Here is a 16,493-nt window from a genome sequence, read left to right as displayed (position 1 = left end):
GAACTCGACGAAACGTCGCGACCCCCACTCGATCCTCCGTTCACAGCTGGGCGAAAACCAAGTTAGGGTTAGCGCATGGATCGTCATGCTTCCGCCGCCGCCATGAGCTCTGTGGGCCGTCGCGGCCTGTTCCGCGAGGTCGAGCCGTTCTCGTTCGGTTGGATGCCGACCGGCGGCGCGCACGAAATCTACTACGAAGAGTGCGGCAATCCGCGCGGCAAGCCCTGCGTGATCCTGCATGGCGGCCCAGGCGGCGCGGTCAATCCGACGATGCGGCGGTTCTTTGATCCGTCCAAATGGCGCATGGCGCTGTTCGACCAACGCGGCTGCGGCCGCTCGCGCCCGAACGCCAGCCTCGACGACAATACGACCTGGAGCCTGATCGCCGACATCGAGCGCCTGCGCGAGCACCTGGGCGTCGAGAAATGGACCGTGTTCGGCGGCTCGTGGGGTTCGACCCTGGCGCTGGCCTACGCCATCACCCATCCCGATCGGGTCGATGGTCTGGTCCTGCGCGGCATCTTCCTGCTGACGGAGAGGGAGTTGCACTGGTTCTATCAGGACGGCGCCTCGATGCTGTTTCCGGACGCCTGGGAGCGGTTCCTGGCTCCGATCCCGGTCGAGGAGCGCGGCGACCTGATGGCCGCCTATCATCGCCGCCTCACCTCGACCGATCGTCGCGTCCAGGCGCAGGCCGCCGCGGCCTGGAGCCAGTGGGAGGGCGATACGATCTCGCTGCGCGGCCCCGAGGCGCGCCCGCCCAAGTTCAACGAAGAGGACTTCGCGATCGCCTTTGCGCGGATCGAATGCCACTTCTTCACGAACAAGGGCTTCTTCGACGAAGACGGCTGGATCCTGAAGAACATCGACAGGATCCGCCACATCCCGGGCTGGATCGTCCAGGGCCGCTTCGACGTGGTCACGCCGCTGGAGAGCGCCTGGAAGCTGCGCAAGGCCTGGCCCGAGGCGCGCTTCGACATCGTCTGGGACGCCGGCCACGCCTCGACCGAGCCGGGCGTGATCGACGGCCTGGTCCGAGCGACTGACGCGGCGTTGATCAGCTAGGCCCTAGACCAGCGAGCCCTTGCCGCTGGTCACTTCGGTGTAGCGGTGGACGCGGACGGCCTGGACGAGGCCAAAGCCGACCATGACCGTCAGCATGACGGTGCCGCCGTACGACAGCATCGGCATCGGCACGCCCACGACCGGCGCCAGGCCCATGACCATCGCGCCATTGATCAGCACGTACAGCGAGAAGGTCGCCGTCACCCCCGCCGCCGCCAGGCGTCCGAAGTGGCTATGGCTGATCGAGGCGATCCGCAGCGCCATGAAGATCACCGCGCCATACAGGAACAGCACGCCGAAACAGCCGACGAAGCCGAACTCCTCGGCCAGGGTGGCGAAGATGAAGTCGGTCTGCTTCTCGGGCAGGAAGTTCAGCTGGCTTTGCGACCCAAGACCGAAACCCTTGCCCAGCAGGCCGCCGGACCCCAGGGCGATCTTGGACTGCAGGATGTGGTAGCCGTCGCCCGACGGATCCTGCTCGGGGTTCAGGAAGGTCAGGATGCGGTTGCGCTGGTAGTCGTGCAGCCCGAACATGATGAAGGGGGGGATCGCCACGGCGGCCGCGGCCGCGCCGGCGGCGATCACGCGCCAGTCCAGACCCGCCAGCACCATGATGGCGCCGCCGGTGGCGACGATCAGGATGCCGGTGCCAAGGTCGGGCTGCTTTGCGACCAGCAGGAACGGCACGACGATCATCGCGGCCGGGATCAGCAAGCGCCAGGACAGTCGGGCGCTGTCGGCCGACAGGCCGTGGTAATAGCGGGCCAGCGCCAGGACGAGACCGATCTTCATCACCTCGGACGGCTGGAAACGCACCGGCCCCAGTTGCAGCCAGCGCTGGGCGCCCAGCGAGATGTCGCCGACCAGGTCCACGGCCACCAGCAGGACCAGGCCCACGGCGTAGATCGGATAGGCCGCCGCGAACCACCAGCGCAGGTCGCACATGGCCAGGATGATCATGATGATGAAATAGACGCCGAAGCGCAGCAGGTGCTTGTCGGCCCAGGGCTCCCACGAAGCCCCGGCGATCGAGAATAGCATCAGGGCGCCGACGCCGGCGATCAGGGCCAGCGCCAGGCAGAAGGTCCAGTCGACCTCCATGAACTTGATGATCGGCCGGTCGCGTTCGCCGGGCCGGGTCAGGCCGCCGCTGAGGGTCATCGGGGCGCTCCCTGCGGAGGGGTGGACGGTGTCGGCGCAGCGGGCGCGCCCGGCGCGGGCGGCGGGGTCTCGACGGGATCGTCGGGCGCGGCGCCTTCCATGACGTCTTCGGGCGCGGCCTCGGGCAACGGCATGGGCCGTTCGATGCGGGCCCGGATCTCGGGATCCTTCAGCAGCGCCACGCGCATCACCTCGCGGGCGCGCGGGGCGCCGGCCGTGGCGCCGCCCATGCCGCCGTGCTCGACGATGACCGCCACGGCGTAGCGCGGATCGTCATAGGGCGCGAAGGCCACGAACAGGTTGTGGTCCTTGAGCCGCCAGATGGTGCCCGTCCCCTTGCGGTTGGCGACGCCATCGTAGCTGCGCACCTGGGCCGTGCCGGTCTTGCCGGCCATCTGCACGTCGCCCAGGCCCAGCTGGCTCTGCTTGTAGGCGGTGCCGCGCACGTCGTTGGCCACGGCCGCCATGCCGCCGCGCACATAGGCCAGATGCTCGGCCGAGAACGGCAGGTCCGGGACCTCCGCCCCGCTGGGCTGCTCCACGCCGCCCACCGACTTGATCAGGCGCGGCACCAGCGCCTTCTTCGCGTTGGCCAGGCGCGAGGTCATCACCGCCAGCTGCAGGGCGTTGACCGTCAGGGCCCCCTGTCCGATCCCGTAGCTGGGCGTTTCGCCCGGAAACCAGATCTGGTTGGCCGGATTCTTCTTGAAGGCCCGCTTCTTCCACTCCCGGTCGGGCACATTGCCCTTCTTCTGGCCGGGAATGCCGATGTCGTAGAGCTGCCCAAAGCCCATGGCCCGCGCGGCGTTGGCGATCGCGTCGGGACCGATCTTGAGGGCGGTCTGATAGAAGTAGACGTCGCACGAGTTCTTGATGGCGTCGTGCATGTTCTGGGGACCGTGGCCGCCCTTTTCCCAGCAGCGCCAGACCCGGCCGCCATAGTACCAGCTGCCCGGGCAGTTGATTCGGAGTTCCGGGTCGATCCCCGCTGTCAGCGCGGCCAGCCCCACCGTCGGCTTGAAGGTCGAGCCTGGGGGGAACAGGCCGGTCATCGACTTGTCCAGCAACGGCTTGCGCTCGTACTCGGCCAAGGCCTTGTATTCGGCGCCGGACAGGCCCTTGACGAAGCGGTTGGCGTCGAAGCTGGGGGCGGAGACCATCGCCAAGAGGTCGCCGTTGCGGACATCCATCACGACGATCGCGCCGCTCTCGTCGCCCATCACCTCCAGCGCGCGGTTCTGGATGTCGGCGTCGAGCGTGAGGCGGATCTCCTTGCCCGGCGTCGGGGGGATGTCGCCCGCCGGGTCCAGGCGCACGACGCGGCCTTGGGCGTCCACCTCGGTCTTGGTGGCGCCGGCGCGGCCGCGCAGCTGCTTGTCAAAGGCCTTCTCGACGCCCTGCTTGCCGATCCGGAAGCCTGGGTGGTGCAGGAGCTCCTGGTCCTGGGTCGCGTCGCCCTCGGCGGCCTTCAGGTCGCGGTCCGAGACCTTGGCGACATAGCCGATCACGTGGGCGAAGGCGCCGCCGAACGGATAGACCCGCACCTCGCCCATGTCGGCGGTGACGTTGGGCAGTTCGGGCGCGCGGATGTTGACGCGGGAGAACTCCTCCCACGACAGGTCTTCCATGACCACCACGGGCGCGCGCTTCGGCGCGCGGTCCAGCTCCTTCAGCACCCGCGCGCGGCGCGAGCCGTCGATCGGCACCAGCTTGGCCAGGTCGTCCAGGACCCCCTCGGCGTCGAGGTCCTTGTCCTTGTTGATCATCAGCCGGAAGTTCGGCCGGTTGGACGCCAGCGAGACGCCGTTGCGGTCCAGGATCAGGCCGCGCGGCGGCGGCACCAGACGGTAGTTGAACTGGTTGCCGGCCGAAAGCTTCTGGTAGCGCTGGGCCTCGACCAGCTGCAGCTGCGCCAGCCGGCCGCCCAAGGCCAGCAGGCCCGCGCCGGTCAGACCGCCCAGCAGGAAGGCGCGTCGGTGGAAGACGCCCTGGCGCTCGTTGACCTCGGAGAAGAAGATTGAGGGCTCGCTCATGACCTCACCGGAACCGCACGTCGGCGTCCTCGAAGCGGTCGATCAGGCGATAGGCGAACGGGAACAGCACCGTCGTGGCCAGGAATTGCCAGAACACGGCCATCAGGCTGGGCATGGCCAGGCTGTCGAGCATGGTGAAAAGATAGCCGCCCGCCATGGTGATGGCGGTGATGGCCGCGAACCAGCCCCACAGGATCGGCTGGCTTTGGCCGGTCATCATGTTTCGAAACAGCAGCACGACCGCATAGCCCAGCAGCAGCGACAGGCCCCACAGGCCCGTCGGCCCGCCCCAGAAGACGTCCAGGAACAGGCCCAGCAGCAGGATCGCGAACGGCGCCAGGATCGAGGGCCGGATCAGCGCCCACGCGAAAGCCGGGACCATGGCGAACACGGGCTCGGGCAGCTGCAGGCCCCAAACCCGGAGAGGCGCGGCGAACAGGTAGGTCGCGCCGACGCAGGCGACCATCGGCGCGCCGAGCCAGATCGTCGGATTCAGAGGGCGCGCGCCGCTCATCGCGGCGGTTCCGTGGGCGCGGCCGGCTTGGCCGCCGCGGGCTTTGCTGGAGCGGCCTGAGCCGGGGCGGGCTTCGCGGACGGCGCGGTCGCGGGCGGCTTCGGAGCCGTCGTCGCGGGCGGCGTCGCCGGTGGCGCCTGGGGCGGCGGCGTCGGGACCGACAGGATGGAGGCTTGCGGATCCTCGGTCGTCACCGGCGGCAGGCTGTGGGTCTCCAGCTGTTTCTGGTCGGCCAGTTGGGCGAAGTCCTTGAACAGCAGGATGCGGACATAGTCGATCGACGCCTGGTCTGCGAACAGCACCACGCGCCAGCGGCCGTCTAGCCCCTTCACGGCCGCGCCGACCGGCAGGCCGCGCGGCACGACGCCGCCGTCGCCCGAGGTCACCACTCGGTCGCCCTGCTGGATCGGATCCACCCCACGCAGATAGTCGAGCTTGGGATTGGGGCCGCCGTCGCCGGTGAGGATGGCGCGGGCGTTGGTGCGGTCGATCATCACCGGCGTGCGAGAGGCGATGTCGGTCAGCAGCAGCACGCGGCTGGCGCCCTTGGCGACGCCGACGACGCGACCGACCAGGCCCCGCTCGTTCAGCACCGGATTGCCGACCTCGACGCCGCGCTCCGAACCGGCGTCGGCCAGGCGCGTGTTGGCGAAAGGCCCGCGGCTGTCGCTGACCACGCGCGCGGCCGTCATCGGGATCGGCGGATCGGTGCGCAGGCCCAACAGCGAGCGGAAGCGATCGTTCTGGTCCTGCAGCGCCAGGGCGCGGTCGCGCCATTGTCGCATCTCGGCCATTTCAGCCTTCAGGCGACGGTTCTCCGACGCCGTGAAGAAGTAGCTGCGGACATAGTCGACGCCCAGACCCGTCCAGCGTCCCGGCGCGGCGATGGCCCCGCTGACCGGCTTGGCCACGGTGTCCATCGTCTGGCGGGTGACGCCGTAGGCCTGTTCCTGGAGGGTCTCGCGACGGTCGGCCAGCAGGAAGGCCACGGCGATGACGGCCGCCACCACCAGGGCCACGGCGGCCGTCCAGGTAAGCGGCACTTTCAGGTCGCCGAGGGGACCTTCGCGAAAGGGCACGTACTGTTCTCCTGGCGCCCCCCGGCGCCTCTAGAGGAGCTGTAAGACTAGGCCAGGGTGGATTCCAGGACGCCCTTCATCCACTTCGGATGCTCCAGCACCTTGCCGCAGCCCAGGGCCACGCACGACAGGGGGTCGTCGGCGACCGTGACCGGCAGGCCGGTGTGGTCGCGGATCTCGGCGTCCAGGCCGCGCAGCAGCGCGCCGCCGCCCGTCAGCATGATGCCCTTGTCGGCGATGTCCGAGGCCAGTTCCGGCGGGGTGGCTTCCAGGGCGACCTTCACGGCCTCGACGATCTGCCCGACCGGTTCGGCCAGGGCGTCGGCGGCCTGCTTTTCACTGATGCGGACTTCGCGCGGCACGCCCTGCATCAGGTCGCGGCCCTTGACGTCGATCGACAGCCCCTCGCCGTCGGCCGGCGCGCGGGCGGTGCCGATTTCCTTCTTGATGCGCTCGGCGGTCGTCTCGCCGATCAGCAGGTTATGGTGGCGACGCATGTAGCTGATGATCGCCTCGTCCATCTTGTCGCCGCCGACGCGGACCGAGCGCGAATAGACGATGCCCGACAGCGACAGCACGGCCACCTCGGTGGTGCCGCCGCCGATGTCGACGACCATCGAGCCGGTCGGCTCGTGGATCGGCAGACCCGCGCCGATGGCGGCCGCCATCGGCTCGTCGATCAGGCCGACGCGACGCGCCGAGGCGTTCAGGCAGCTGTCGTTGATGGCGCGGCGTTCCACGGCGGTGGCGCCCGACGGCACGCACACGATCACCTTCGGGTTCACGAAGCCCTTGCGGTTGTGAACCTTGCGGATGAAGTACTTGATCATCTCTTCGGCGACTTCGAAGTCGGCGATCACGCCGTCGCGCATCGGGCGAATGGCTTCCATGTGGCCCGGGGTGCGGCCCAGCATCTGCTTGGCCTCGATGCCCACGGCGTGGACGATCTTGCGGCCGCCGACATTGCGCAGCGCCACCACCGACGGCTCGTTCAGAACGATCCCCTTGCCCTTCATATAGATGAGGGTGTTGGCCGTTCCGAGGTCGATGGCGATGTCGTTCGAGATCACGCCGAAGAGGGAAGAGAACATTGAAAGCCCTGACTGAGGGGTAGGAGGGGCGTTGGCGACTGTCAGATCGAGGTAGTAGCAGAGGCAGGTCGGAGAAGCGGAACCCGTTCCGTCCGGACATCCGGCGGAGGAGGCGACGAAGGAAAACGGCTCCTACTTCAAATCAATGCGAGGACAACATGATTCCCGCAACTTGGGGACTTCGACCCGGTCGGCGCGCCCTGAACACCGGGCGGAAGCGCCGCCGCCTGGCCGCGCCATCGTCCTGATCGCCAAAACGCATCGACGACAGCCCGTTTGCCCTGCGAAAGCGTTGATTTCAAGGTCTATTCGGCGCGCGTTTGACGGCTTTTCCGGTGAAGTCGCCCCAGCATCCGATCGTGGCGAAATCTAGCCCACGGCCGCCATCACGACCCCGACCGCCGTCACCGCCCCGGCCAGCACTTGCAGCGGGGTCAGACGTTCCTTGAACAGACGACGTCCGGCGATCGCGGCGATCGGCATCTCGACCACGCCGACCGCCCTCACCGGTCCCACCGGCGACAGGGCCATGGCCGTGAACCACAGGCCCGACGCCGCCGCCCCGCAGAACCCCGCGCCCAGCGACTGGCGCCAGGCGGCGATCACCGCGCGCAACGAGTCCGGACTTCGCCAGGCCAGATAGCCCGTCAAGCCAACCGTCTGGATCGCCTGCACCGCCATCACCGTGACGAAGGCCGAGGCGGCCGGATGCGCCGGCTCGAACGCCAGGCTGGCCTGGCGAAAGCAGTTGGCGCTGAGGGCGAAGATCGCGCCGGAGCCCAGACCCGCCAGCGCCGCGCCCTTGCGCATCACGACCTCGCCCCGCGGCCAGGTCAGGATGGCGAGACCCGCGCTGGCGATCAGCCCGCCCGCCCAGGTGACCGGACCGACATGGTCCCCGAAGAGCAGCGCGCCCCAGACCAGGGCGAACGGCAAGCCGCTCTGTTGCATGGCCGTGCCCAGGGCGAAGGTCGAGCGATGCATCGCGGTCAGCAAGGCGGCGGTCGCGGCGATCTGCAGCCCGGCCCCGGCGGCGCAGGCCAGCCAGAAGATGGGCGTCGGATGCGCGCTCGCGCCCGGCGTCAGCAGCCAGCCGACAGCCGCGAACGCCGTGGCGAACGGCAGGCCGAACAGGAACCGCACCAGGGTCGCGCCCCAGGGTCCCGCTCCGCCCATGATCGAGCGCTGCGCGGCGTTGCGCGCGACCTGCAAGGCGGCGGCCCCTACCGTGATGGGAATCCAGATCATCGTTGGACCTTTACGCCGCCCTTAGGCGGGGCGGGCTTGTTTCGCATGGAGCCCTTACGCGGCCAAGGCGCATCAAGGACGGCGTAGGGCGCCATTCGTGGACGCCCGCTTTGATGAGGTTCTTCGACCATGTCGCCCCACCCGCTCCGTCAAGCCGCTCAGTTTCTGCTGGGCGTCCCGACAGAAGGGATCAATCCCGCCCTGGATCGCATGCTTGAGCTCGCCCAGGCCACGCCGCTCTGCTTCGTGGCCGTGGCTGGCCCCGGCGCCGGAGACGCCATGTGCCAGCTTTGGCGGCGCGGCTACCAGCGGGTCGAGGCGGCGCGGCGGGCGACGTGTGGGGCCGCCGACGAACGCAGCGACGTGCTGCTGGTGATCGCTTGCCCCACGGCGCACGACGCGCGCGCCGTCGTCGCCGCGACCTACACGATGCTGCGTCCCGGCGGGACGCTGGTCGTGGACGCGGGCGCGCTGCTGGACGAGACGCCCCGAAGGGCGCTCGCCGACAGTTTGCGGGAGCTGGGCCTGGACGTTCAGCCCCAGGCGCACCTGGGGGCTGAAATCCTGGCGACGCGGCCGTTCAGCAACCGCCGAGCTGCTTAAAAGCCGCTGGCGATCGCCGCTTCGGGCCGGCTCTTCTCCTTGCGGGCGAAGAGGTTGTTGAGGGCGTTGACATAGGCCTTGGCCGAAGCCGTCAGCGTGTCGGTGTCGGCGGCCGCGCCGGTGGCGATGCGGCCGTCCTCTTCCAGACGCACCGAGACCTGGGCCTGGGCGTCGGTGCCTTCGGTCACCGCGTGCACCTGGAAGAGGCGCAGGGCGGCGCTGTGCGGCACGATCTTGTGGATGGCGTTGAACACCGCGTCGACGGGACCGTCGCCCGTGGCCTCTGCGGTGCTGGAGACGCCGTCCACGTCCAGGGTCAGCTCGGCCGACTGGCCGTCGGTGCCGGCCACCACGCGCAGACGCGAGACGCGGATCTTCTCCGAGCCGCGCGCCAGGGCGTCGTCGACCAGGGCGATGATGTCGTCGTCGTAGACGTGCTTCTTGCGGTCGGCCAGGTCCTTGAAGCGGCCGAAGGCCTCCTTCAGCGCGTTCTCGCCCAGCTCGTAGCCCAGGTCCTTCAGCTTGGCGCGGAAGGCGTGGCTGCCCGAGTGCTTGCCCATGACCAGGCTCGACGGGGCCTGACCCACCGACTCCGGCGTCATGATCTCGTAGGTCTCGCGGTTCTTGAGCATGCCGTCCTGGTGGATGCCGCTCTCGTGCGCGAAGGCGTTCTTGCCGACGATAGCCTTGTTGTACTGCACCGGGAAGCCGGTGATGGCCGAGACGTAGCGGCTGGCGCGGGTGATGTGGGTGGTGTCGATGCCCGTGCGGAACGGCAGGCGGTCGCCGCGCACCTTCAGGGCCATGACGATCTCTTCCAGCGCGGCGTTGCCGGCGCGTTCGCCCAGGCCGTTGATCGCGCACTCGACCTGGCGGGCCCCGCCCTGCACGCCGGCCAGGCTGTTGGCGACGGCCAGGCCCAGGTCGTTGTGGCAGTGGGTCGAGAAGATCACCTTGTCGGCGCCCTCGACGTTGTTGACCATCCAGTTGAAGAGATCGGCGTATTCCGACGGATAGGTGTAGCCGACGGTGTCGGGCAGGTTGATCGTCGTGGCGCCGGCCTTGATGGCGGTCTCGACCGCGCGGCGCAGGAACTGGCGGTCGCTGCGGGTGGCGTCCTCGGCCGACCACTCGACGTCGTCGCGCAGGTTGCGGGCGTGGCTGACCGAGCGGGCGATCACGTCGATGACCTGATCCGGCTCCATCTGCAGCTTGTGCTTCATGTGCAGGTCGGAGGTGGCGATCACCACATGGATGCGGCCGCGCTGGGTGGGCTTCAGGGCCTCGGCGCAGCGGTCGATGTCGACCTGGTGGGCGCGGCACAGGCCGGCGATGGTCGAGTTCTTGACGATCTTGGCCACTTCGCGGACGGCCTCGAAGTCGCCGTTCGAGGCGATCGGGAAGCCGGCCTCGATGATGTCGACCCCCATCTCCTCGAGGATCTTGGCCAGCTCCAGCTTCTCTTCCAGCGACATCGAGGCGCCGGGCGACTGCTCGCCGTCGCGCATGGTGGTGTCGAAAATGACGACGTTGTCGCGCTTGTCCGAAGCGCTGGTCGATACGGAGGTCATGGAAGTACTCGTCGAAAGGGGTGTGTGGCGTGCGGGCTGCGGGTCAGAAATCCCCTGTGCGCCCGGCCACGACGATGCGCGGCCCCTAGAGCGCCCAGGGGCTGATAAGCCGAAGCGAAAGCAGGTCGCGCGCGACAGTCATGAGCGACTTTCTACACAGGCGCCTTGAATCGAGCAAGCAATTTGCGCCCAGCGCGCAATCCGCCGCATGCTAAGCAATATTATTGCCGCGACATGCACTCTCGGAAATATATATCCCCGCTCACGCGGCGGGAGGGCCAAAGCCTCTCATCAAATCGCCTTCGCCAGCACGGTTCTTGCCAAATCCTAGCAACGAGATTGGGGATGGCTCTACTCGGAAACGGTTTCTTCCGCGGCTTCGCGCTTCTTCAGCCAATTGCGGCTGATAAGGCCCATGCCCAGCCAGATGACGATCGCCAGGATGATCATCACGATGTGCTGCTTGCCGCCGCCCTTCATCGCCTGGACGATCGAATTGCCGGCGAAGGCGGTCAGGGCGATCTTGGGGACGATGCCTATGGCCGTGCCGCTCGCGAAGTCGCGCAGCCGCATCGGCGTCACGCCGGCCGCCATGTTGACGACGATGAACGGCGCCGAGGGCACCAGGCGCACGATCAGGCTGGCCATGAAGCCGTTCTTGCCGATCATCCGCATGAACTTGTTCACGCCTTCGGTGGCGAACTCGCGCAGGATCTTGGCGCCATAGATCCGCCCCAGCCAGAAGCCGACCAGCGACGAGACCAGGGTGCCGATCCAGCTGTAGGCGAAGCCGGTCCAGGGTCCGAAGGCCACCACCGCCGCGGCGATCAGCACGAACTGCGGCACGCCCAGGAAGGCCATCACCGCGAAGGCGGCCACCGCCACCGGCAGAGCCCAGGGCCCCGTGGCCGCGCCCAGCCAATGCTCGACCGCCGCCTCGCCGTTGACGCCCAACAGCTGCGCGCCGAACAGGAAGACGACTCCGACCCCGCCGAACAGCACGAACGAGACCGCCACCATGCGCCAGGCGCGGGCGTCCATATTGGTCACGAAGTCGATGAAACGGCGGATCACGCGCCTTGCCTCGCCCATGGTTCGCGCCGGGTCAAGCGCGACCGGTGGAAGACCTCTCGAAACCGCCCTCTCCCGCGTTGCGCCGCGGCGAACGGGGGCGTAAAGACCGCCGCAATCCTGAAACGGTCCTCAAGTCGGACCAGGCAAACCCAGGGGAGTCCTGCAAGATGTCGCTCGAGTCCGCCGCCCTGCGGCGCATCGCACCGTCGGCCACCATCGCCATCAGCGCCAAGGCGCGCGCGCTGAAAGCCGCCGGTCGTGACGTGATCGCCCTTTCCGCGGGCGAGCCCGACTTCGACACGCCGGACAATATCAAGAACGCCGCCATCGAAGCCATCAAGGCCGGCAAGACCAAGTACACCGACCCGGACGGCATGCCCGAGCTGAAGGCCGCCATCTGCGCCAAGTTCAAGCGCGAGAACGGCCTGGAGTACAAGCCCAGCCAGATCCACGTCGCCCCGGGCGGCAAGCCGGTGATCTACAACGCTCTGGTCGCCACGCTGAACCCGGGCGACGAGGTGATCATCCCCGCGCCGTACTGGGTGTCGTACCCCGACATGACCCTGCTGGCCGGCGGAACGCCCGTCTCGGTCGAGACCACCGCCGAGAGCGGCTTCAAGATCACGCCGGCTGCCCTGGAAGCGGCGATCACGCCGAAGACCAAGTGGCTGATCATCAACAGCCCCTCGAACCCCTCGGGCGGCGCCTATACCCGCGCCGAGCTGAAGGCCCTGGCGGACGTGCTGCTGCGCCATCCGCAGGTCTGGGTGCTGACCGACGACATGTACGAGCACCTGGTGTTCGACGACTTCGAGTTCACCACCATCGCCCAGGTCGAGCCCAAGCTTTACGACCGCACCCTGACGATGAACGGCGTGTCCAAGGGCTATTCGATGACCGGCTGGCGCATCGGTTACGCCGGCGGTCCCGAGCCGTTGATCAAGGCCATGGGCAAGATGATCAGCCAGACGACCTCGAACCCCTGCTCGATCTCGCAGTGGGCCGCTCTGGAAGCGCTGAACGGCACGCAGGACTTCATCAAGCCGAACGCCAAGCTGTTCCAAGAGCGCCGCGACCTCGTGGTGTCGATGCTGAACCAGGCCAACGGCCTGCACTGCCCGACCCCGGAAGGCGCGTTCTACGTCTATCCCTCGTGCGCCGGCCTGATCGGCAAGACCGCCCCCTCGGGCAAGGTCATCGAGAGCGACGAGGATTTCGCGACCGAACTGCTGGAGTCGGAAGGCGTCGCCGTCGTGCACGGCGCGGCGTTCGGCCTCTCGCCGTTCTTCCGCATCAGCTACGCCACCAGCAGCGACGTGCTGGAAGACGCCTGCTCGCGCATCCAGCGCTTCTGCGCGGCTGTGAAGTAAGCTCTCAATAGTTCCTCCCCCGCGACGCGGGGGAGGTGGCCCAGAGGGCCGGAGGGGGCTAGCTGGATGCATGCCGCATTAGCCCCCTCAGTCACTCCGTGACAGCTCCCCCGCATCGCGGGGGAGCATCTTTCTTACCCTACCCATTGATCCAGTCGGTCAGTCCCTCGCGGGCGTGGACCTCGCGCAGCGCCGGGCGCTGGCGGATGCGGTCGAGATAGCGCTTGAGGTTCGGCCACTCGGTCGCGGGCTTGGGCATGTTGCGTGACCAGCGGCACAGGATCGTGGCCAAAAGGTCCACCGTCGTGAACGTGCCGCCGACAATGTAGTCGCGCCCGGCCAGATGGGCGTCCAGTCGCGAGAGCCCGGCCTCGATCCGCGTCCGGGCGGCCGACTTCACGGCGTCCTGCGCCTCGCCGCCGGCCGGCTCGTGCGGATAGAACCAGGCGCGGAAGTGCGGCTGGAAGCTGTTGGCCAGCCAGAAGCTCCAGCTGAGGTAGGCTGTCCGCTCGGGCGAACCCGCCGCCGATGCGAACCCCGCCTCGGGATGCCGCTCGGCCAACAGGGTGGCGAGCGCGGCCATCTGAGTCACCGGCGCGCCGTCGACGATCAGGGTCGGCACCACGCCATCGGGATTGAGCGCCAAATACTCCGCCGTCTTGTGCTCGCCTTTCTCGAAGTCCAGCAGCTTCACCTCGAACGGAACGCCGAGCTCCAACAACATCCAGTGGATGGCCGTGCCGGCCGTGCTGGGCGAACCATAGAGCGTGTACATGTGACCTCCTGGAATCTCAGCGCCGATAGGATCGGCTATCGGGCGATGGTCAAGCGCCCCCCCTCACCCGCCTTCACCCCAAGGTCAAGTCGAGCTTGCCTTGCGCGCGAGAATTGCGCTCCATACGATCAGAGATCGCCGCTCTTGTTCCAGGGCTCGACACTGGCCCTTCGCCGGACAGCGCAACGGGAGTTCTCGATGAAGCGCGCGCTTCGCCTCGCGGCGGCTGTTGTTCTCCTTGCATGGCCGAACGGAGGCCACGCCCAGCCGATTTCACGGGAACACGTCGTTGTCGTCCGCGATCTGATCGGTCGCTCTCCCCTGGAGGTTCAGCGCAAGCTGGTGGGGCTCGATATCGATTGGCCAAGACAGATGGACTTCGAGCTGGCGACAGCGCGCGGCGTTCTGTCGTTCGCCACGCTTGAGGACAATCTGAGAGACCCCGGCGCCGCCCGGTTCTCGACCCAGTCGCGCACGCGGACCGAAGGCCCGCCGATGTCCATGACGTCATGCGGAAACATCGGTCCCCTCTACGGGAATGGGGTCCTGTTGATGTATCGGAACGGCAAGCTTGACCGCGTCTGGAGCCCGCCACCCTCCGGTTGGGACTCCAGCGTCTATTCCGCGCCCGGCAAGCTTCCTCTGGAGGACGGCGAGGCCTTCATGACCCGTTGGGGAAGAAAGCCTTTGGACGCGCAAATGGAGCTGACCATCGAGTGCCAGACGCTCGAGCTGCGACGCGGGCCCAGGCCGCGCGCCGAGTCCAAACAAGAGTTTCTCTCCGCCAGCGACATGCAAGGGCTGGCCCTTATGCCGTTCGCGGTGACGCTTCCGTTCATGAACAGCTCGCGCGCGCGCCACCAGCGCGCGGGCGCGGCGCTTTATCAGCAACTCGCACCGGGTTACCGCGCGCCCGGCGGCCTCAAGGCCTTCCTGCGGGGGCGCTCGGGGGTGGATGTCATCAAGGGGACCTCGCCGGGCTATGTCGTGCTGAGGATAAACATGGGCGGGGGCCCGACGCGAAACCTCTCGAACTTCGAGGACTTTGCGATGGTCGGCGTCAGGAACGACCTCGTGGAATGGAGGTCGCTGGAGTACGGATCGGCGGCGCCACGCTTGCCCGTGAAGGCGCGTCAATAACACGCTTGATGGAGCCGCGGCGCGTCGCGCTCCCGCCGGCGGTCACGCCTGCTGACATATTTTGGACGGCCGGCCGTCATCAGTGGATCTTGGGACTACAAAGCTCCTCTCAAACGGACGACCGCCATGCTGACCCTTTTCCACGCCCCTCGTTCGCGTTCGACGCGGTTCATCTGGCTGCTGGAGGAGCTCGGCGCGCCCTACGAGATCCGCAAGGTCGACATCTTTCGCAGCGTCAGCAACACCGGCGCGCGCGATCCGGCCAATCCTCACCCTCACGGGCAGGTGCCGGCCCTGCTGGATGACGGCGTGCTGGTCACGGAATCCGCGGCGATCGCCCTCTACCTGACCGACAAGTTCCCCACCGCCGGGCTCGGACCGCTGGTCGGCGATCCGCTTCGGGGTCCTTACCTCTCCTGGCTGGCCTACTATGCCGGCGTGCTGGAGCCGTGCGTGACCAATCTCTGGAAGCAGCGCCAGGACGACCAGGACAAGACACAGTACCAGGCCATGGACGACCGGCTGCGCACCACGCTGGAGGTTTCGCCCTGGCTGTTGGGCGACAACTTCTCCGCCGCCGACATCATGTTCGTCAGCCTGCTGCAGTTCGCGCGCCAGATGCTGCCGCCGCACAAGGTCTATGACGACTGGCTGGCGCGGGCCAACGCCCGCCCGGCCCTCGCCCGCGCCCTGGCCAAGGACGACGCCTGAGCTCAGGTCCGGGGCTTGCTTCGTCGGCCCGTTCGGTGGATGACCGTCGAAGCACGAGAAGCTTCGAGGCAACCGCCGCCATGGCCGACGTCGTCAATCTGAACCAGGCCCGCAAGGCCAAGGCCAAGGCCGATGACAAGGCTCGCGCCGCCGAGAACCGGGCGCGCTTCGGCCGCACCAAGGCCGAGAAGACCCTCGAGGCCGCTCGCGCCGAGAAGCTCCGGCGCGAACTGGACGGCGCCAAGCGCGAGGACTGAGCGATTGGCGGGATTGAAAAAGCGCTCGGTGAATCTGGCCGGCCACGCGACGTCGCTGGCCTTGGAGCCAGAGTTCTGGGCGGTGTTGGAGCGGGCGGCCGCCAAGGATGGGGGCAGCTTGGCGGCGCTGATCCAGCGCATCGATAACGCTAGAGGCGATCGCGCCCTCGCCTCCGCATGCCGGGTGTTCGCGCTAAACGAGGCGGCCAGCCTCGCGGGTTAGCGCCGCAAGGCTGGCTCCACCGCTGGTCGCCGTTGCGTCGGCAAAGGCGGCGGCTTAGGCATCGGCGTCTTGCGCAGAGCTTCGGGTACGGCCGGCAACGCCTGACGCCAGGAAACGCCCTCGCCCGCCATCACGCCCAACCGCCAGGCGCCCCAGACGGCGCCGGCCAGAAGCGCCAGAACCAAGAGGGCCGCCCAGAGCCCGCCGCTGTCGCGACGGGCTTCGGAGCGACGATCATCACGCGCCATGGCGGTCATGAAGGGCCTCAGCCTCCAGGCGCCTTGGGCGCGGGCGCGTCAGGCAACTTGGGCGCCGAGGCCGAGATGTTCACGTCGACCTGCTTTTTGTGACCGACGCCGCCCGACCACATGAAGAAGGCGAGCACGGCGACAATCACCACTAGGCCGCCCACGATAAAGGCCAGGACGCTGTTGCCGCCGCCGCTGTTGCTGGTCTCTTCCGACATTCGAAATCTCCCCGCCGTTTGGCGATTTCCATTGTCGGATCAACGACACGACGCGGGCGGAGTTCCCCTTTAGGCGGGTTTGGGCTTAAGCCGCGCGTTCCGTGTGCTACAT

The 16,493-nt window shown here is 67.9% G+C and carries 19 protein-coding genes; 7 read left to right on the top strand and 12 right to left on the bottom strand.

Annotation, left to right across the window (positions count from 1 at the left end):
- The first annotated feature begins 75 nt into the window (after positions 1 to 75).
- Positions 76 to 1,065: a prolyl aminopeptidase gene (gene pip, locus CSW60_RS19825; RefSeq protein ID WP_099538879.1), complete on the top strand. Its 990-nt coding sequence runs from the start codon at positions 76 to 78 to the stop codon at positions 1,063 to 1,065.
- A 3-nt stretch (positions 1,066 to 1,068) separates the two neighbouring features.
- Here pip and rodA read toward each other — a convergent pair whose 3' ends face one another.
- The 6 genes from rodA to CSW60_RS19795 all read right to left on the bottom strand — a co-directional run bounded on the left by rodA (position 1,069) and on the right by CSW60_RS19795 (position 8,191).
- Positions 1,069 to 2,226 carry a rod shape-determining protein RodA gene (rodA, locus tag CSW60_RS19820; protein WP_099538878.1) on the bottom strand — a complete coding sequence of 386 codons (1,158 nt, stop codon included), beginning with the start codon at positions 2,224 to 2,226 and terminating at the stop codon, positions 1,069 to 1,071.
- Positions 2,223 to 4,259: a penicillin-binding protein 2 gene (mrdA, locus tag CSW60_RS19815; RefSeq protein WP_099538877.1), complete on the bottom strand. Its 2,037-nt coding sequence runs from the start codon at positions 4,257 to 4,259 to the stop codon at positions 2,223 to 2,225. The genes rodA and mrdA overlap by 4 nt, the downstream gene beginning before the upstream one ends.
- Before the next feature lie 4 nt (positions 4,260 to 4,263).
- A complete protein-coding gene (locus CSW60_RS19810; protein ID WP_099538876.1) occupies positions 4,264 to 4,773 on the bottom strand; it encodes a hypothetical protein in 510 nt (169 codons plus the stop codon).
- Positions 4,770 to 5,852, bottom strand: coding sequence for a rod shape-determining protein MreC (gene mreC, locus CSW60_RS19805; protein ID WP_099538875.1), 1,083 nt, complete (start codon positions 5,850 to 5,852; stop codon positions 4,770 to 4,772). The genes CSW60_RS19810 and mreC overlap by 4 nt, the downstream gene beginning before the upstream one ends.
- Before the next feature lie 47 nt (positions 5,853 to 5,899).
- The gene (locus CSW60_RS19800) at positions 5,900 to 6,943 is read right to left on the bottom strand and encodes a rod shape-determining protein (RefSeq protein WP_004623009.1); all 1,044 of its coding nucleotides are present in this window, start codon (positions 6,941 to 6,943) and stop codon (positions 5,900 to 5,902) included.
- 369 nt (positions 6,944 to 7,312) lie between these two features.
- Positions 7,313 to 8,191: a DMT family transporter gene (locus tag CSW60_RS19795; RefSeq protein ID WP_099538874.1), complete on the bottom strand. Its 879-nt coding sequence runs from the start codon at positions 8,189 to 8,191 to the stop codon at positions 7,313 to 7,315.
- Between the two features lie 129 nt (positions 8,192 to 8,320).
- Here CSW60_RS19795 and CSW60_RS19790 point away from each other — a divergent pair, with 129 nt between their 5' ends.
- Complete coding sequence (locus tag CSW60_RS19790; protein ID WP_099538873.1) at positions 8,321 to 8,794, top strand: hypothetical protein; 474 nt, start codon at positions 8,321 to 8,323, stop codon at positions 8,792 to 8,794.
- On the opposite strand, the gene CSW60_RS19785 is transcribed toward CSW60_RS19790, so the two are convergent.
- From CSW60_RS19785 to CSW60_RS19780, 3 genes are all read right to left on the bottom strand, one after another.
- Entirely contained in the window at positions 8,791 to 10,365 is a 1,575-nt protein-coding gene (locus CSW60_RS19785; protein ID WP_099538872.1) for a 2-isopropylmalate synthase, read from the bottom strand. The two genes, CSW60_RS19790 and CSW60_RS19785, sit on opposite strands and share 4 nt — an antisense overlap.
- A gap of 85 nt (positions 10,366 to 10,450) precedes the next feature.
- Positions 10,451 to 10,507, bottom strand: coding sequence for a hypothetical protein (locus CSW60_RS23275; RefSeq protein WP_127847010.1), 57 nt, complete (start codon positions 10,505 to 10,507; stop codon positions 10,451 to 10,453).
- 209 nt (positions 10,508 to 10,716) lie between these two features.
- Positions 10,717 to 11,439, bottom strand: a complete 723-nt coding sequence (locus tag CSW60_RS19780; RefSeq protein ID WP_099538871.1) for a TVP38/TMEM64 family protein — start codon at positions 11,437 to 11,439, stop codon at positions 10,717 to 10,719.
- 167 nt (positions 11,440 to 11,606) lie between these two features.
- Between CSW60_RS19780 and CSW60_RS19775 the strand changes: the two genes are divergently transcribed.
- Positions 11,607 to 12,809: a pyridoxal phosphate-dependent aminotransferase gene (locus tag CSW60_RS19775; RefSeq protein WP_099538870.1), complete on the top strand. Its 1,203-nt coding sequence runs from the start codon at positions 11,607 to 11,609 to the stop codon at positions 12,807 to 12,809.
- 139 nt (positions 12,810 to 12,948) lie between these two features.
- On the opposite strand, the gene CSW60_RS19765 is transcribed toward CSW60_RS19775, so the two are convergent.
- Positions 12,949 to 13,584: a glutathione S-transferase family protein gene (locus tag CSW60_RS19765; protein ID WP_099538869.1), complete on the bottom strand. Its 636-nt coding sequence runs from the start codon at positions 13,582 to 13,584 to the stop codon at positions 12,949 to 12,951.
- A 198-nt stretch (positions 13,585 to 13,782) separates the two neighbouring features.
- On the opposite strand from CSW60_RS19765, the gene CSW60_RS19760 reads away from it, so the two are divergent.
- The 4 genes from CSW60_RS19760 (at position 13,783) to CSW60_RS19745 (ending at position 15,915) form a co-directional block, all read left to right on the top strand.
- A complete protein-coding gene (locus CSW60_RS19760) occupies positions 13,783 to 14,724 on the top strand; it encodes a hypothetical protein (RefSeq protein ID WP_143324224.1) in 942 nt (313 codons plus the stop codon).
- A gap of 126 nt (positions 14,725 to 14,850) precedes the next feature.
- Positions 14,851 to 15,435 carry a glutathione S-transferase family protein gene (locus tag CSW60_RS19755; RefSeq protein ID WP_099538867.1) on the top strand — a complete coding sequence of 195 codons (585 nt, stop codon included), beginning with the start codon at positions 14,851 to 14,853 and terminating at the stop codon, positions 15,433 to 15,435.
- 80 nt (positions 15,436 to 15,515) lie between these two features.
- Entirely contained in the window at positions 15,516 to 15,692 is a 177-nt protein-coding gene (locus CSW60_RS19750) for a DUF4169 family protein (RefSeq protein ID WP_099538866.1), read from the top strand.
- Between the two features lie 4 nt (positions 15,693 to 15,696).
- Positions 15,697 to 15,915: a ribbon-helix-helix domain-containing protein gene (locus CSW60_RS19745; protein WP_099538865.1), complete on the top strand. Its 219-nt coding sequence runs from the start codon at positions 15,697 to 15,699 to the stop codon at positions 15,913 to 15,915.
- Here the strand turns inward: CSW60_RS19745 and CSW60_RS19740 are convergent.
- Both CSW60_RS19740 and CSW60_RS19735 read right to left on the bottom strand, forming a co-directional pair.
- Entirely contained in the window at positions 15,912 to 16,172 is a 261-nt protein-coding gene (locus CSW60_RS19740; RefSeq protein ID WP_236634317.1) for a hypothetical protein, read from the bottom strand. The genes CSW60_RS19745 and CSW60_RS19740 overlap by 4 nt on opposite strands.
- Positions 16,173 to 16,180: 8 nt before the next feature.
- The gene (locus CSW60_RS19735) at positions 16,181 to 16,381 is read right to left on the bottom strand and encodes a hypothetical protein (protein WP_099538864.1); all 201 of its coding nucleotides are present in this window, start codon (positions 16,379 to 16,381) and stop codon (positions 16,181 to 16,183) included.
- Positions 16,382 to 16,493: the final 112 nt, after the last annotated feature.

The organism is Caulobacter sp. X, assembly GCF_002742635.1.
Lineage (GTDB): Bacteria > Pseudomonadota > Alphaproteobacteria > Caulobacterales > Caulobacteraceae > Caulobacter.
Note: the sequence above shows the minus strand (reverse complement) of the source record. Positions and strands in the feature narration are given on the sequence as shown.